This is a genomic window from Rhodococcus sp. IEGM 1370 (assembly GCF_033142325.1).
Classification (GTDB): domain Bacteria; phylum Actinomycetota; class Actinomycetes; order Mycobacteriales; family Mycobacteriaceae; genus Rhodococcoides.
On the sequence record NZ_JAWLRY010000007.1, the window covers coordinates 164174 to 179908 of the forward strand.

The window sequence follows — 15735 nt, forward strand, 5'->3', positions numbered from 1 at the left end:
TCGACCGGAAATAGGTCTTTGCCGTCGATGGATGTGCGGCTTACTGTGGGCAAGGTCACGCCGAGGAGTACTTCGGCTCGGAACGCGATATCGGAGAGGAAGTCACCGTGGAGCTGCGGCACCTGTATCAGTTCGTGGCGGTGGCCGAGACGTGCCACTTCGGTCAGGCCGCCAAGCGCCTGCATCTGGCGCAGCCGGCGCTCTCCCAGTCGGTTCGTCAACTCGAGGCAGAACTCGGCGTCACGCTGCTCACTCGCACCACACGGCAGGTCAGCCTGACGCCTGCGGGCGAGTTCTTCTACCGCGAGACGGTCCGAAACCTGGAGAACATCGAGCGAAGCACCCACGGTGTTCGACGCATCGCCGAGGGGCGCTACGGGCTGGTTCGTATCGGTTTCACCGGTACCGCTGCCTTCGATCAGCTGCCGCCGATCGCCAGAGCGATCAAGCAGCGCCTGCCCGGCCTCGCACTCGAGGTCCACGGTGATCTGCTCACTCCTGCTCAGGTGGAGGGGCTGCGCTCCGAGCAACTCGACGTGGCGGTACTGCGGCCGCCTGTGGCCGGCGACGATCTGGTCATCCGCACCATCACCACCGAATCTCTCTTGCTGGCAGTGCCCGTCGACCATCGGTACGCCGCCGAGGCCGCACTCGAGGTAGCAGACCTCGCCTACGAGGACTTCGTGATGTACGCGGACTCGCATTCGGTGGTCAACGAGGCAGTTCTACGTAGTTGCCGCGCAGCGGGTTTCAGCCCCCGGCGTGAGCACGAGGCCCCCGACACGTCCGTGTTGCTGGCCCTGGTCGCTGCCGGGCTCGGGGTGGCTCTCGTTCCGGAATCCGTCCGAGCACTGCAACTCACCGGGGTCGTCTTCCGTGACATCGCGGGCGCAAGCACCATAGATCTGGCATTGGCCTGGCATCGCGACCGACCGTCGGCCCTCGTCGACGCATTGGTCGGCGCTCTCGAAGAGGCCGGGGTCCTGCCCCGCGTCGACACGCTTTCTCCATCACCCGACCCGAAGGCAGTTCTATGAAGATCGTTGCAGTCGAGGCGATTCCGTACAGCATTCCGTATGTCAAACCGTTGAAATTCGCCAGCGGAGAGGTGCATGCCGCCGAGCACGTGCTGGTTCGAGTGCACACCGACGACGGTATCGTCGGCACCGCAGACGCGCCCCCACGTCCCTTCACCTACGGCGAAACTCAGCGCGGAATCGTCGCGGTAATCGAAAGCCTCTTCACCCCAGCGATTCTCGGACTGACCCTGCTCGATCGGGAAGTGATCCGTTCCAGGCTGACCCGCACCGTGGGCAACCCGGTGGCGAAGGCTGCGATCGACATGGCCGTCTGGGACGCGCTCGGCCGCACCCTCGACCTGTCCGTCACCGAGATGCTCGGCGGATACACCGACCGGATGCGGGTGAGTCATATGCTCGGATTCGACACTCCTGCAGCGATGGTCGACGAGGCGACTCGAATGCGCGGCACCTACGGAATCGAGGTGTTCAAGATCAAGGTCGGTCGCCGACCCGTAGCCCTCGACACCGCTGTCGTGCGCGCGCTCAGGGAAGGTCTCGGTGAGGACGTCGAACTGTACGTCGACGGCAATCGCGGCTGGACTGCTGCAGAATCGGCACGCGCCATGAAGGACATGGCCGATCTCGGACTCACCCTTGCCGAGGAACTGTGCCCGGCCGACGATGTTCTCGGTCGCCGCTGGCTGGTGCAGCAACTCGATGTCCCCTTCGTCGCGGACGAATCGGCCACCACGCCTGCCGAAGTGACTCGCGAGATCCTCGGAGGATCGGCGACGGCGGTGAGCATCAAGACCGCCCGCACGGGGTTCACCGACTCGACGCGAATCCATCACCTGTGCGAGGGCCTCGGCCTGGATGTGGTGATGGGCAACCAGATCGACGGTCAACTCGGCTCGGCCTGCACCGTCGCCTTCGGTGCCGCCTTCGACCTGACCTCGCGTCGAGCCGGGGAACTTTCGAACTTCCTCGACATGAGCGACGACCTGGTGACCGAGCCGCTCGAGATCCGCGACGGAGAACTCACCGTCCCCACCGGTTCCGGTCACGGCATCGACATCGACCCCTACAAACTCTCCACCTACCGCATCGACACCTAGCCCCGAGAACGAGGAGTTTCACCATGAGTATCGACCACGCAGCATCGACAGATCTGTCCGCGGAGGTGGCCACCGCCGCCGCGTCCGGCGCGAACGCCACCCAGCGCTTCACCTCCGACAAGCAGGCCGCTGCCGACACCCCACCCGAGCGCGTGAGTCTGCTTGCTCGCCAGGTCATTTCGGCGATCCACGACACCGTCCGCGAACACAAGGTCACGTACGACGAGTACAACGCCCTCAAGGCATGGCTGATCAACGTCGGGCAGACCGGAGAGTGGCCGCTCTTCCTCGACGTATGGGTGGAACACGTCGTCGAGGAGGTGGCCGGAGAGTCCCGCGAGGGCAGCAAGGGCACCATCGAGGGCCCCTACTACGTTCCCGATGCACCCGAACTCGGTTCCGCGGCGATCCTGCCCACCCGCGACGGCGAGGAAGGCACCCCGCTGCTGTTCAAGGGGCAGGTGCGCGGCGTCGACGGTGCCGCGCTGCCCCATGCAGTCATCGAGATCTGGCATGCCGACGCGGACGGCTTCTACTCGCAGTTCGCACCCGGCATCCCGGAGTGGAACCTGCGCGGCACGGTCACTGCAGATGATCAGGGGCAGTTCTGGATTCACACGATGAAGCCTGCGCCGTACCAGATTCCGACCGACGGAGCGTGTGGAAACCTGATCTCCGCTGCCGGTTGGCATCCGTGGCGTCCGGCGCACCTGCACCTCAAGGTCGCCGCAGCAGGTCATCAGCAGATCACCACCCAGCTCTATTTCCCCGGTGACGCCCACAACGACGACGACGTCGCGAGTGCGGTCAAGCCCGAGCTCATTCTCGACCCGCACGACGTCGACGGCGGACAGGAAGTCACCTACGACTTCGTTCTCGACAAGGCCTGAGCGGCATGCTGTTTGCAGTGAAGATGGACGTCGCGCTCCCGCAGGATCTCGATGCGGACGTGCGAACCGACACTCTCGCCCGAGAGAAGGCGTACTCGCAGCAGTTGCAGCGCGACGGCGAATGGGCCAACATCTGGCGGCTCGTGGGCCAGTACTCGAATCTGAGCATCTTCGATGTGCGGGACAACGAGCGACTCCACGAGATTCTGTGGAATCTGCCGCTGTTTCCGTACATGAGCATCGACGTGACTCCGCTCGCCGGGCACCCTTCGGACATCGCCGCGGGGTGAATCGTGACGTGGCAGGGTGAGCAGTGGCGGGACGAGCTCGGCGACGTGTTCGCCGGGCTCGTACCCGAGCACATCGACGATCGTCCGTTGACCGGGTCTATCGAGGGCGTCACGCTCGGTGAGCTGGGTGCGTTCGAGGTCAACGGCTCACCCCAGACGGTCCGGCGCACCCGTGCGGCGGTCAAGAGGTTACCCACCGACGCCGTGAAAGTCTGTGTGCAGCTGCAGGGTCGAGCGGTGGTGCGTCAGGGCGAGCACGAATTGGTCATTCGACCGGGGCAGCTGGGAATCTACGACACTCGGCGTGCCTACGATCTGCGGCTGGAAGGTCAGTGGCGCTGTGCGGTGATGGTGTTTCCGCCCAACGCTCTTCGCCTGCCGCAGAGGTGGATCGACGGCGCGATGCAGCGTGCGCACGACATCGGTTCCGGTCCCGGTGCCGTGCTCGAGTCCTTCGTCCGGGCTGCGCTGACGCAGGCTGCCGTCGACTCGATCCATCCCGGCTCGGCTCTGCGCTTCGCCGATGCCGGGCTCAGCCTCATCAGCAGTGCCCTCACTGCGGACGCACAGATCGTTCTCGACGAACCGGGGGAGCAGGCGAGGAAACTGGCGGTCCTCACCTACATAGATCGACACCTCCTGGACCCCGCGCTGTGCCATCAGTCCGTAGCCACTGCTTTCGGTATGTCCGTGCGCAGTCTGGACAGGCTGTTCGGCGACGAGAGTTCAACTGTGACAGCAACTATTCGCGAGATGAGACTCGACGGTGCCAGGCGGGACCTGCTTGCGGATCGAACGCTGAGGTCCACTGTCGGTGCCGTTGCCGGGCGCTGGTGCTTCTCCGATGCGGCGCATTTCAGCCGGCTCTACAAGAGCAGGTTCGGTCGCAGCCCGTCTGCAGAACGTGCGGCGCTTCGCTGACCCTCTGGCCGCGAACGAGGTTGTTCGGCAACGGATCCGCCGATATTCGACGTGAATCGGCAAGAACCAGGGCGGAAATCGTCAACTGCGACGCCTCCCCGCTCCGCACACTGGTGCTCTACCGGTGTGGTGCCGGTCACTTGCGAGAGGATCGAACGAGATGGACCAAGTATTCGACTACGTGATTGTCGGTGGCGGATCCGCCGGCTGTGTACTCGCGTCACGGCTCAGTGAAAACCCCGATGTGACAGTGCTACTGCTCGAGAGCGGTGGCCGCGACGATCATCCGGACCTCGCCGTCCCGCCGGCCTGGCCATCGCTCTGGGGCAGCAACGTGGACTACTCGTACGACACGGTTCCGCAGCACGCAGCAGGCGGCGGTGCCCACAACTGGCCGAGGGGCCACACTCTCGGCGGCAGCAGTTCCATCAACGCGATGGTTCACCTCCGCGGTCATCGCAACGATTTCGACACCTGGGCGCAGGTCGCAGGAGAATCGTGGTCGTACGACGCGGTGCTGCCGTACTTCATGAAGTCCGAGACCGTGATCGGCGGAGACGCCAAGGTTCGCCGGCGACAAGGGCCCGCTGCGCCCGGCTCCGTCGTCCTCGCCGAATCCGGTGTCGCAGACATTCCTCGATGCGGCCGCCGAGGCCGGCCATCCGATCACCGACGATTTCAACGGCACCGAGCAGGAAGGCGCGGGGTGGCACGATCTGGCGATCTCGGACGGTGCCCGGCTCAGCGTGGCATCGGCGTATCTGGCTCCGGTCGAAGCGCATCGCCCCAACCTGACCGTGTCGACCGGATCGAGGGCGCAGTCCCTCGTCGTCGAGGACGGCCGCTGCGTCGCGGTGAGGTACCGACGTGACGGCGAGCCGATGACCGCGTCGGCTCGGCACGAGATCGTTCTGAGCGCCGGAGCGGTGGACTCTCCACGATTGCTGCTGCTGTCCGGAATCGGACCGGCCGAGGAGCTCCGGGAGCTGGGCATTGCCGTCGTGCACGATCTTCCCGGTGTGGGACGGAACTTGCACGACCATCCTCTGTGCAGCGTCGTGTACGAAGCAGCGCAACCGGTTCCGCCTGCGTCCACGAACCACGCCGAGGTGTCCATGCTGTGGCGCAGTAGCGACGAGCTCGACGGTCCGGACATGCAACTGATGTTCATTCATGTGCCGTTCCATCAACCGTCGCTCCGTGCGCCGGAGAACAGCATCACGTTCGGTGTCACCACCGTGCCCGACAGTCGCGGCAGTGTTCGACTGGCATCGGCGGATCCGGACGATCTGCCTCTGATCGACCCGGCCTATCTGACTGCGGCGTCGGACGTGGATCGTCTGGTCGACGCCATTGCGGTGGCCCGCACCATCGCGGCGACAGATGCGTTCGCGGCGTGGGATCTGACCGAGGTACTTCCCGGTGCCGAGGTGGATTCCGATGTGGCACTGCGGGATTACGTCGCTCGGGGCACGGGGACTTACTACCACCCGGTGGGTACCTGTGCCATGGGTACAGGGCCGGATTCCGTCGTCGGGCCGGACCTTCGGGTGCACGGCATCGACGGCCTGCGCGTGGTCGATGCATCCGTGATCCCACGGGTCGTGTGTGTCAACACCAATGCTGCGACGGTCATGGTCGCCGAGAAGGCCGCCGATCTCATCGGTTGAGCTGCAGGGCATTTCGAGACAACGAATACGAGAGAGAAGAGATTCGACGTGAGCAACACTCTGTTGGGTGCCGAATGGCACGGCCAGATCTACAGCGGCGGTTGGCGTACGGGTGGTGGTGGGACCACGACCACTGTCGAGCCGGCGACCGGTGCGAGTTTGGGTGAGATCGGTCTGGCGAACGCCACCGACGTCGACGACGCCGTGGCCAGGGCGCGCGCCGCGCAACCGGCGTGGGCGGACCTACCCGGTCATGAGCGTGCGGCAGTGATCCGGGAGATCGCGAAGACGCTGGAGGCGCACCGCGGCGAATTCGAGGAATGGCTCATCCGGGAAGGTGGGTCGGTTCCGGGGAAGGCCGCCTTCGAGGTCGGTCTCGTGCTCGGCGAACTGTGGGAAGCGGCAGCTCTGCCCACCCAGCCCTACGGGCATCTGTTGCCCACCAGCGAAGCCGGGCGTTCGAGTATCGGCCGTCGCGTGCCGATCGGCGTTGTCGGTGTCATCAGTCCGTGGAACTTTCCGCAGATCCTGTCGATTCGCGCTGTCGCTCCTGCACTGGCCCTCGGTAATGCCGTGGTGCTCAAGCCGGACGTGCAGACTGCGGTGTCCGGTGGGGTGCTGTTCGCCCGCCTCTTCGAGGAAGCCGGTGTTCCCGACGGTCTGTTCCACGTGTTGCCGGGTGACGCCGAGCCCGGAGCCGCGGTTGCGGAGCACCCGGGCATCGGCATGGTCTCGTTCACCGGATCCACCGCAGTCGGCCGGAAAGTCGGCGAGGCAGCAGGACGCACGCTCAAACGTGTCTCTCTCGAACTCGGAGGCAACAACGCATTGATCGTGCTCGACGACGCCGACCTGGAGGCGGCCAGTTCCGCGGGCGCGTGGGGATCGTTCCTCCACCAGGGCCAGGTGTGCATGACGGCGGGTCGGCACATCGTGCTCGAGTCCGTGGCCGACGAGTATCTCGATCGGCTGGCCGCTCGGGCGAAGAACCTGCCGGTGGGGGACCCGTTCACCGAACAGGTTGCACTCGGACCGTTGATCAACGAGACGCAGCTGAAGAACGTGGACCGGATCGTCTCCGAGACCGTGGCGGCCGGAGCGGAGGTTCGCGCCGGGGGCACACACCGCGAATTGTTCTATGCGCCGACGGTTCTCGCGGGGGTCACCTCGTCGATGGCGGCATTCCGCGAAGAGATCTTCGGCCCGGTGGCTCCTGTCGTGGTCGTGCGCGACGAGGACGAGGCCGTTGCCGTCGCCAACGACACCGAATACGGTCTGGTGGCAGCGATCCAGACCGGATCGGCCGATCGGGGCAGGCACCTGGCAGATCGACTCACCACCGGCATCGTGCACGTCAACGACCAGACGCTCAACAACGACGCGTACGCACCCTTCGGTGGCACCGGGGCCTCGGGCAACGGTGCGCGATTCGGTACCCAGAGCAGCTGGGACGAGTTCACGCAGTGGCAATGGCTCACCGTGCGAGACCACGCGCATACGTTCCCGTTCTGACCCTCGCCTCGTCGAACTCGCAGTTGTGCACGATATTGGGCCGAAATCCCTGCACAACTGCGAGTTCGGCACTCCGGCGACGGTGTCGAGACCTAGGCTGACGCCATGCGTATCGACGAGTATCGCGAGTACGACGGCCTCGGCCTGGCAAAACTGGTAGCGAACGGTGAGGTGACGCCGAGCGAGTTGCTCGATTGTGCTCTTGCGCAGACCACATCGATCGACCCGTCGCTCAATTCGATCGTGCGCCTCATGTCGGAGCAGGCGGACGAGCAATTGACAGGAACGCTCGACGGGCCGTTCGCCGGTGTGCCGTTTCTGATCAAGGATCTCTCGCAGGACTACGCCGGGTTGCCCACCGCGAGCGGATCCCGCTCGTTGACGAATCTGCCGATGCCCGAGCACGCAACGGTGGTGCAACGCTGGCTCGACGCAGGCCTGGTCATCTTCGGCAAGACCAACACCCCGGAGTTCGGTGCCAAGGGAATCACCGAGCCGACCGTGTTCGGCCCGGCTCGAAACCCGTGGGACCCCAGCAGAAGTCCCGGTGGCTCGTCGGGCGGATCTGCCGCAGCGGTCGCGGCCGGGATCGTCCCGGTGGCAGGGGCCAGCGACGGTGGCGGTTCGATTCGCATTCCGTCGTCGTGCTGCGGGCTCGTCGGCCTCAAGCCCGGCCGCGGGCTGGTGCCGTCGGGACCGACGTTCGGTGAGGCGATGCACGGAGCGGCAGTGCAGGGCGTCGTGTCGAGATCGGTACGTGACACCGCCGCGATGCTCGACGTGTTGGCCGGTGGCGAGGCGACGTCCGGTTACTCGCCCGCCCGGCCGGACGGGAGCTTCCTGTCACGGACGGAGCAGGACCCCAAGTCCTTACGAATCGGCATGTACGCGGCGACGTCGGTGAATCCGAGTCCGGATCCGCAGGCCGTCGCCGCGATGGAGTCTGCCGCCAAGACACTGACCGAACTCGGCCACACCGTCGAACTTCTCGACGCCCCGCCGTACGACGATGCCCGCCTCAATCGCGAGTTCCTGCTGGCCTGGTTCACCTACCTGGCCTACGAGATGGACGAGGTCAAGCGTCGAACCGGTTGCGGTGACGACTCTTTCGAGCGGGACACCCGGATCATGGCGGCGCTGGGAAGATCCGCCAGTGGGGTCGACTACCTCCATGCGGTGGAAGGTCGCCACGTGCACGTGCGGGCTCTGGCCACGTACTTCGAGACCTACGATCTGCTGCTGACCCCCACGATTGCCGAGCTACCGCCCAAGATCGGTGCATTCGACCTCGCGAAGCCACTGGAAATGGCGTCGGACTTGTTGTTGCGCAGTAGAACCGCCGGTTTGCTTCGGCACACCGGCATCGTCGACCAGATGATCGACGACAACATCTCGTGGATTCCGTACACCCAACTGGCCAACGTCACCGGCCGCCCGGCGCTGTCGCTTCCGCTGCACTGGACGCCCAGCGGACTCCCGATGGGCGCGCACTTCACCGCTCCGCTGGGCGGCGAAGCATTGCTCGTCCAACTGGCCGGACAGTTGGAACGAGCCGTGCCGTGGGCCCACCACTACGCCGATATCGGTCAGCGGGTAGCCCCCAGCTGAGCCTTTCCGAGGATGCCCGACGGCCGTTGCCGCACCTGGCCGTCGACGATGTCGACGACCCCTCCTGCCCACTCGGGATCGGTGTCGGCGGCAGCCTGGGGATCGGCGTGGGCATCGGTGCCCTCCTCGGCGGTCACGGTGATCGAACGCTGCAGTGCCTCCTCGACGCTCATCAGCGAGGTACCGGGCTCGGCGAACACCTCCGTTGCCGCGTTCCCGCGCCGCACCACCATGTCGTGGGTGAGGCTGTCGACCAGCGAGATCACCGTGCCGGGAGGCATGCCGGTGATGATGGCGACGGCGCGCCCCACCAATCCCGTCGGCAACAGCGGCACCGGAATCTGTGCGCGACGCAGACCGGCAACGCTGCCGTACGCCTGCAGCAGCTCCGGGTAGCTCATCGTTTCGGTTCCGCCGATGTCGAACGTTCCCGGGCGTGCGGTGTCGCCGAGGGCGCGGGCGATGATGGCGACCACGTCGACCACGGCGATGGGCTGCACCTGCCTGCGCATCCACGTCGGAATCGGTGTCAGCGGTAGCCGCTCGGTCATGCGACGCACCAACTCGAACGACGTCGATCCCGAGCCCAGGATGATCGCCGCGCGCAGCACGGTGGCGTCGACCGAACTGTCGAGGAACACCTCCTCGACCTGCAGGCGAGAGCGCAGATGATCCGACAACGGGGTGCCGTCGTCGGGGATCAGGCCGGAGAGGTAGACGATCCGGCGCAGGCCGTTGCGCTCGGCGGCGGCGGCCATGGACTGCGCGGCGTGGCGATCCTTCTCGACGAAGTCGCCCTCGTCCATCGAGTGCACCAGGTAGACGACGGCGTCGACATTCTCGGTCGCGGTGTCGAAGGTCTCGTGATCGTCGAGGTCGAAGTGCACTGCGGTGACGCGCGCGCCCCAGGCGAAACGTGATTTCTTGCTCGGATCGCGCATGGCCGCATGCACCTCGTGGCCCTGCTCGAGAAGGACCGGGATCAGCCGGGATCCGATGTATCCGGTTGCACCGGTGACCAGTACTCGCATGAGATTTCTCGTTTCTGTAGGTACAGGCCATACCCGGTCGGGGCAGTCTCACTCCCCGCTGTCGTAGCCAGGTGACAGACTGTGCGGGTGAGTGCGCGCATCAGGAACAACGTCAAGGTCGTGGGGGCTGCCGACGGTCCCGTGGTGATGTTGGCTCACGGCTTCGGATGCGACCAGACGCTGTGGCGCTCGGTGACCGACATCCTGGCACCGAATTTTTCGGTCGTGCTCTTCGATCACGTCGGGTCAGGAGCGTCGGACCCGGCGGCCTGGGATGCCGACAAGTACGCGCCGCTGGAGGCCTACGCCGACGACATCATCGACATCGCCGAGGAACTCGACCTCCGTGACGTCACGTTCGTCGGGCATTCGGTGGCGTCGATGATGGGCGTTCTCGCGGTCCAGGCGGCTCCCGAGCGATTCTCCAAGCTCTTTCTCCTGACGCCGTCTCCGCGATACATCGACGACGGTGACTATCGCGGGGGTTTCAGCCGCGAGGACATCGACGAGCTGCTCGAGTCGTTGGACAGCAATTATCTGGGCTGGTCCGCTTCGATGGCACCGATCGTGGTCAATGCGCCGGATCGGCCGGATCTCGAGAACATGTGGTCCGCGAGCTTCTGCCGAACCGATCCCGAGTGCGCACGGGTGTTCGCCCGCACCACCTTTCTGTCCGACAATCGCGCCGATCTGGCCGGGGTCACCCTGCCCACGATGATCGTTGACTGCGCACGGGATTCGTTGGCTCCGCCGCAGGTCGGCAGATACGTGCACGAACACATCGCCGGCAGCACTCTGCAGACGCTCGACGCCAGCGGGCACTGCCCGCACGTCACCCAACCCGAACAGACCGCCGAGGCGATTGCGGCCTTCGTGAGACCGGCGTAATGCACGAGCTCGACATCGAGGATCTGTACGAGAACGCGCCGTGCGGTTACCTGTCGGTCTATCCCGACATGCGGATCGCGAGGCTGAACGCGACGCTGGCGGGCTGGCTCGGCTTCGAGGTCGACGCCCTGATCGGGACCGACTTCACCCAACTTCTGACCGCCGGTGGCCGCATCCACTACGAGACCCATTTCGGTCCGATTCTGCGGATGTACGGTCAGCTCGACGGCATCGCGCTCGATTTCGTGACGTCCGATCGACGTCGGCTGCCGGTGTTCATGACCGCGAACGTCAAGACCGACGAGTCGGACACGCCGGTGCTCATTCGCATCACCGCGCTCGACGCCAGGGACCGTCGCACCTACGAACGCGAGTTGCTCGAGTCCCGGACGCGAGCAGAGCTGCTGGCCAAGACACTGCAGCGGTCGCTGCTGCCGCCTGCCCTGCTGCCGCCGTCGGGAATGACCGCTGCCGCGCACTATCACGCGGCATCGAGCGACGAGGTGGGTGGAGATTTCTACGATCTGTTCCCGCTGTCGGACGACCGCTGGGGATTCTTTCTCGGCGACGTGTGCGGCAAGGGTGCGTCGGCCGCAGCCGTGACGTCGTTGACGCGGTACACCCTGCGCGCTGCCGCGGTGTACGACCACGACCCGGTCGCTGTACTGCACAATCTGGATTCGGTTCTGCGACAGGAATTCCGCGAGAACAACGCGCAGTTCTGCACGGCGGTGTTCGGGGTGCTCAGTCGTTCGGCCGATGGATTCGAGGTGTGCATGGCCAGTGGCGGTCATCCGCCGCCACTGGTGATGCGCGCCGACGGCAGTGCGCACTACGTCCACATGACGGGCGGGCAACTCGTCGGAATTCTGCGTCATGCGCGCTTCGTGCCTGCCACCGTGACGTTGAGCGCGGGCGACACCCTGATGCTCTACACCGACGGCCTCACCGAGGCCAAGGTGGGCACAGGTCGATACGACGACGAGGGCGCGCTGCTGGAATTCGCGACTGCCCATGCCCCGGCGTCGCCTGCGGCCATCGTCGAGGACCTACGGGTACTGCTGAACAGCTTCGGCGACGGCTTGGCCGACGACGCAGCAGTGATGGCGCTGGGAGTGGCGTCAGTCGAGAGCGGCGAGAGCTGACGCGAGATCGGCGTGCAGCGCGAATTCCTGATCGAGACCCATCAGTTTGATCGGGCGGCTGGTGGTCGGCCCATCGGCGACGACCGAGAAGGCAACGGTGTCTCCGTGGTCCTTCTGCGTCGACGCCAGCACGGTCATGGCAGCCGAGGCCAGAAACGAGACCTTGCTTAGATCGACGATCAGGGCAGCCGGTGTGGTCGAAATCTGTGCTTCGATCGCGGACGACAGCGCGGGGGCCGTGGTGACGTCGAGTTCACCGGCGACCGCGATGACGGCTGCGCGCCCGTCGTTGCTGGACTGGATGGAAAATCCGGCGGTGTTCGTATCGGCTGGCATGTGTGTACTCCTGAATCGTTACCCGACGCGCTCGTCGACGGGGTCTGCGGTCCATTCAATCAGTAGGTCCTACCTGAACGTGACCTGCGTTCCTCTGAGTGCGGGAGCGCCGACCGTCGTGGTCCAGGACGGCACGGCGTCGGGCTCGATTCCAGTGGCCCCGCCGTAGACGACGGCCAAGGTCTGTTGCTCGGTGACCGAGTTCGCGTACGAAGCCGGTACGGGGGAGAGCTGCGGAGCCGGAAGTGACGGAAGGTCCTGCTGCCCGGGGTTTCTCGACGGCACCTGGTACGAGCCGTCGTTGGGGGAGCCGCCCGGGTACTGCGGGAAGTATTCGCCCGCCGAACGGTCGAGGGGGCTGGGGCAGCTCGGGGGACGGTTCTGCTCGAACAGTCGCGGTTCGTCCTGGTTCGGCAGGTACCGCCCCTTCGGGTTGACGAAAGGCATCGAGACGTTGATGCCGGGATACTCGTCACCTTCGCCCAGCAGGATCTTGCCGCGCCTGGCGCCCTCGGCGAACTGACCGACGGTGCACCCGAGAGCGGGGGAGAACTCGGCGAACACCTCGAGTGCTTCGCGGGAATTGGCAGCCAGCCCGATGAGATCGGCAGAGTTGGCATCGAGGAAGTCGGCGGTCGTGCTCGAGGCCGACGTGACCGAGGAGTACAGTGATTCGAGTGCCGGGCGCTTCTCGACGACGGTGTTGCCGGTGGTCCGCAGGTTGTCGAGCGCGTTGATCAGTTCTGGTGCCGCGTCGGCGTAGGTCTGCGAGAAGTCGGCCAGTCCGCGCAGGTCCTCCTGAATGGCCGGAAGCTCGGTGTTGAGCCCGGCAAAGATGTTCTCGAGTCGGTCGATCGTGAGGCCGAGTTCCTCGCCGCGACCGCTCAGACCCTGCGCCAGCGCACCGAGGGTGTTCGACAGGTCCTCCGGCGGCACGGCCTGGAGCAGCGGTAACAGGCCGTCGAGCACCTGTCCGACCTCGATGGCGTTGCCGCTGCGATCCTGCTTCAACACCGTGCCCTCGGTGATCGGCGACCCGGGCCTGCCGTCCGGCAACTCCAACGCGACGTATCGCTCGCCGAACAGTGTCTTCGGCAGCAGTCGCGCGGTGGCGTTCGACGGAATCATCTCGGCCATGTCCGGCTCGATGGCCAACTCCGAGGTCACGACGCCACCGTCCGTCGTCGCCGATCGCACTTCGCCGACGATCATGCCGCGAACCTTGACGTCTGCGTTGCGGGGAAGTGCGTTACCGACGGAATCGGTCTCGAGGGAGACCGTCACGACGTCCTTGAACGTCTTGTTGTACGAGGTGACGCTCCACCCGACGAACATGACGATGAGTACGACGAGACCGATTCCGAGGAGTCGGTTCTGGACCGGTGAGGGGGAGCCGGTCATGGATGAGTCGCAACGACGACAGCAGTCATGTCGCGAACCTTAGTGGTACACAACGTCACACTTACTATCGAAAATTGCTTTGTGAGATGGACCTAGCACTTCGGCAACAATGTGATGCGAGCCACTGGTTCTCAGTCGGCGATCAACTGAGGCGCATGGAACCAGCCGCCCTGTCCGCCTTCACGCTGACGGCCGATGACGTATCGACCCGGAGCGATTCCGGTGGCTCCGTGTTCGGGGTGAATGAGGTACGCCGTCTGCGAGTTGGCCAGAATTCCCAGGGCGAGACCTCGGACGTCGTGGACTGGACTGAGCCACGTGCAGATGCCGCCGTCGGCGACCAGGCTGTGCGGGTTGCCGCCCGCAGCGCTGCGCAGCAGTTCGATTCCAGTCAAGGGCACATCCTCGCGACGGGTCTGCTCGGTGGGGACGACTATGCCGTCGAGCAGTACGTACGGTACGACGATCAGATCGCCCTGGGCTTGCAGGCCGTCGATGACGGGCACGGAGATCTCCTTGTCGAGATAGTCGAATACGTCGAGGCCGGTGATTTCGGTCAGTGCGGACAGCGTGATGTTCGAGTTCATGTTTGTCACCTTGGGTGTGTTGTAAGGGTGTGTGGTCGGGGTGTGCGGTCAGGTTCTGCGGAGTAGTCGGCCGTAATCGGCTCCGGCCAGACCGTAGGTCCAGCCCGCGGCATCGACCGCGGACGAGAACGCCCCGGGGACGCGAAGCCCGTAGCGTCGGCGCTCCCCGTCTCGTTCGCGAGAGCCGTTGACGGCAAGCAGTATTCGACCCTCGTCTCCCCAGCCTGCGGGGGTGGCGAACAGTTGCAGGGTGCAGCCGGGGTTACCCGGGTCGTCGTCGGTGTCGACCAGTCGCAAACCGGCCTGGTCCAGATAGGAATCCCAGCCGATCCGTTCGATGGCGCTTCGCCGAATCTCGACGTTGCGTTCGACGGTGATGCGTTCGACCGTCGGATCGTGGATCACCCAGCCGGGAATCACTGTCCCGTTCAGGACATGGACACCGCTGCCGTCGCCGAACTCGACCGCGGGGGAGGTCGAATGATGCAGTCGCACTTCGCCGTGCACCGGATCGGGAATCGGTTCGGTGTGCAGAGCCGTCGGCCGTTCGGACATCACTGCGATGTCGTCGAACGCCCACCACCATCCCGTCGACTCGATGAGTGCGGATTGAATGTCGAGAAGCTCGTTGTCCTCGCGGCCGAACGTCATGAGGCCGAAAGAGCGATAGATGTCGTAGTAGGCGACGCGATGGGCTTCTTGTTGTCCGTACCAGCTGACGGTGCCGAAGGGGCGCGGAGCGAGGGTTCGGACAGCCGTGGCCACACCATCGAAGAGGCTGGTGTGCAGAGACTTTCGTACGGTTCGGCGAATGATCGGATCGGGACTGATGCCGGCGCGGGCCGCGTCTGTCGGTGAGCGGCGTACGACATCGATACGCGCCTGCAGATCGCGCTGTGCATTGTTGTCGGAGTAATGGTACTGCTGTGGCCATTCGATCTGTCGTCGATCGATTCGCTGGTCCATCCGTCGGCGTGAACTCGACAGCAGTGTTGCGATGAGGGAGCCTGCACCTGCGTTGTCCGCTATCGGTCGAGATGTCATGAATTCGGCGGCGGCTGCAGGCGATGCCACCCACACGAATTGCGGCTCAGGACGACCCGATTTTCGATACAGCTGTGCCACAGCAGATTCCGCGGCTGTTCTGTCGGAGGGACCGGCCTTCAGGCCGTAAGCGAGCCATCGATCGCGTTGCGCGCAGATTGCGCGAATGCTCTTGGCATAATCTTCGGGATTGTCACTGAATGTGCCGCGACGGGGAAATGTCGACGGCATCGGCACGGCGCTCACGTGAGGGAGGCGGTGTCCGCCTTTCCGGT

15 protein-coding genes and 1 pseudogene are annotated in these 15735 nt (G+C 65.1%); 11 read left to right on the top strand and 5 right to left on the bottom strand.

Translation table 11 applies throughout. From position 1 onward, the window contains the following. Positions 1-107 precede the first annotated feature (107 nt). The 9 genes and pseudogenes from R4P47_RS12415 (at position 108) to R4P47_RS12455 (ending at position 9028) form a co-directional block, all read left to right on the top strand. Positions 108-1037, top strand: a complete 930-nt coding sequence (locus R4P47_RS12415; RefSeq protein ID WP_068054375.1) for a LysR family transcriptional regulator — start codon at positions 108-110, stop codon at positions 1035-1037. Next, a complete protein-coding gene (locus tag R4P47_RS12420; RefSeq protein ID WP_317784890.1) occupies positions 1034-2137 on the top strand; it encodes a mandelate racemase/muconate lactonizing enzyme family protein in 1104 nt (367 codons plus the stop codon). The genes R4P47_RS12415 and R4P47_RS12420 overlap by 4 nt, the downstream gene beginning before the upstream one ends. 23 nt (positions 2138-2160) lie before the next feature. Next, the gene (gene catA, locus R4P47_RS12425; RefSeq protein ID WP_317784891.1) at positions 2161-3027 is read left to right on the top strand and encodes a catechol 1,2-dioxygenase; all 867 of its coding nucleotides are present in this window, start codon (positions 2161-2163) and stop codon (positions 3025-3027) included. Positions 3028-3032: 5 nt separating this feature from the next. Then, the gene (gene catC / locus R4P47_RS12430; protein ID WP_317784892.1) at positions 3033-3317 is read left to right on the top strand and encodes a muconolactone Delta-isomerase; all 285 of its coding nucleotides are present in this window, start codon (positions 3033-3035) and stop codon (positions 3315-3317) included. A 3-nt stretch (positions 3318-3320) separates the two neighbouring features. Next, positions 3321-4238 (top strand): helix-turn-helix domain-containing protein, encoded by a 918-nt coding sequence (locus tag R4P47_RS12435; RefSeq protein ID WP_317784893.1) that lies wholly within the window; start codon positions 3321-3323, stop codon positions 4236-4238. 160 nt (positions 4239-4398) lie between these two features. Further along, a pseudogene (locus R4P47_RS12440) lies at positions 4399-4746 on the top strand (GMC family oxidoreductase N-terminal domain-containing protein); the annotation flags it as partial. A 112-nt stretch (positions 4747-4858) separates the two neighbouring features. Beyond that, positions 4859-5908: a GMC family oxidoreductase gene (locus tag R4P47_RS12445; RefSeq protein ID WP_317784894.1), complete on the top strand. Its 1050-nt coding sequence runs from the start codon at positions 4859-4861 to the stop codon at positions 5906-5908. Positions 5909-5956: 48 nt separating this feature from the next. Beyond that, a complete protein-coding gene (locus tag R4P47_RS12450) occupies positions 5957-7420 on the top strand; it encodes a benzaldehyde dehydrogenase (protein ID WP_317784895.1) in 1464 nt (487 codons plus the stop codon). Positions 7421-7525: 105 nt separating this feature from the next. Next, positions 7526-9028 (top strand): amidase, encoded by a 1503-nt coding sequence (locus R4P47_RS12455; RefSeq protein ID WP_317784896.1) that lies wholly within the window; start codon positions 7526-7528, stop codon positions 9026-9028. On the opposite strand, the gene R4P47_RS12460 is transcribed toward R4P47_RS12455, so the two are convergent. Continuing rightward, complete coding sequence (locus R4P47_RS12460) at positions 9007-10059, bottom strand: NAD(P)H-binding protein (RefSeq protein WP_317784898.1); 1053 nt, start codon at positions 10057-10059, stop codon at positions 9007-9009. The genes R4P47_RS12455 and R4P47_RS12460 overlap by 22 nt on opposite strands. An 87-nt stretch (positions 10060-10146) precedes the next feature. On the opposite strand from R4P47_RS12460, the gene R4P47_RS12465 reads away from it, so the two are divergent. Both R4P47_RS12465 and R4P47_RS12470 read left to right on the top strand, forming a co-directional pair. Then, complete coding sequence (locus R4P47_RS12465) at positions 10147-10947, top strand: alpha/beta fold hydrolase (RefSeq protein WP_188078764.1); 801 nt, start codon at positions 10147-10149, stop codon at positions 10945-10947. Further along, positions 10947-12092 (top strand): PP2C family protein-serine/threonine phosphatase, encoded by a 1146-nt coding sequence (locus R4P47_RS12470; protein ID WP_317784899.1) that lies wholly within the window; start codon positions 10947-10949, stop codon positions 12090-12092. The genes R4P47_RS12465 and R4P47_RS12470 overlap by 1 nt, the downstream gene beginning before the upstream one ends. Here R4P47_RS12470 and R4P47_RS12475 read toward each other — a convergent pair. From R4P47_RS12475 to R4P47_RS12490, 4 genes are all read right to left on the bottom strand, one after another. Continuing rightward, on the bottom strand, positions 12069-12428 hold the full coding sequence (locus R4P47_RS12475) for an STAS domain-containing protein (RefSeq protein WP_068054398.1): 360 nt from the start codon (positions 12426-12428) through the stop codon (positions 12069-12071). The genes R4P47_RS12470 and R4P47_RS12475 overlap by 24 nt on opposite strands. 69 nt (positions 12429-12497) lie before the next feature. Further along, positions 12498-13829 carry an MCE family protein gene (locus R4P47_RS12480; protein ID WP_317784900.1) on the bottom strand — a complete coding sequence of 444 codons (1332 nt, stop codon included), beginning with the start codon at positions 13827-13829 and terminating at the stop codon, positions 12498-12500. 131 nt (positions 13830-13960) lie between these two features. Continuing rightward, the gene (locus R4P47_RS12485; RefSeq protein ID WP_317784901.1) at positions 13961-14416 is read right to left on the bottom strand and encodes a hypothetical protein; all 456 of its coding nucleotides are present in this window, start codon (positions 14414-14416) and stop codon (positions 13961-13963) included. A 48-nt stretch (positions 14417-14464) separates the two neighbouring features. Further along, positions 14465-15706 carry a DUF6745 domain-containing protein gene (locus R4P47_RS12490; RefSeq protein ID WP_411567331.1) on the bottom strand — a complete coding sequence of 414 codons (1242 nt, stop codon included), beginning with the start codon at positions 15704-15706 and terminating at the stop codon, positions 14465-14467. Positions 15707-15735: the final 29 nt, after the last annotated feature.

Bases quoted from the DNA above. Each gene is read 5' to 3' on its own strand.
- R4P47_RS12460 (WP_317784898.1), bottom strand. From the start codon at position 10,059: ATGCGAGTACTGGTCACCGGTGCAACCGGATACATCGGATCCCGGCTG.
- catC (WP_317784892.1), top strand. From the start codon at position 3,033: ATGCTGTTTGCAGTGAAGATGGACGTCGCGCTCCCGCAGGATCTCGAT.
- R4P47_RS12470 (WP_317784899.1), top strand. From the start codon at position 10,947: ATGCACGAGCTCGACATCGAGGATCTGTACGAGAACGCGCCGTGCGGT.
- R4P47_RS12485 (WP_317784901.1), bottom strand. From the start codon at position 14,416: ATGAACTCGAACATCACGCTGTCCGCACTGACCGAAATCACCGGCCTC.
- R4P47_RS12475 (WP_068054398.1), bottom strand. From the start codon at position 12,428: ATGCCAGCCGATACGAACACCGCCGGATTTTCCATCCAGTCCAGCAAC.
- R4P47_RS12480 (WP_317784900.1), bottom strand. From the start codon at position 13,829: ATGACCGGCTCCCCCTCACCGGTCCAGAACCGACTCCTCGGAATCGGT.
- R4P47_RS12420 (WP_317784890.1), top strand. From the start codon at position 1,034: ATGAAGATCGTTGCAGTCGAGGCGATTCCGTACAGCATTCCGTATGTC.
- catA (WP_317784891.1), top strand. From the start codon at position 2,161: ATGAGTATCGACCACGCAGCATCGACAGATCTGTCCGCGGAGGTGGCC.
- R4P47_RS12455 (WP_317784896.1), top strand. From the start codon at position 7,526: ATGCGTATCGACGAGTATCGCGAGTACGACGGCCTCGGCCTGGCAAAA.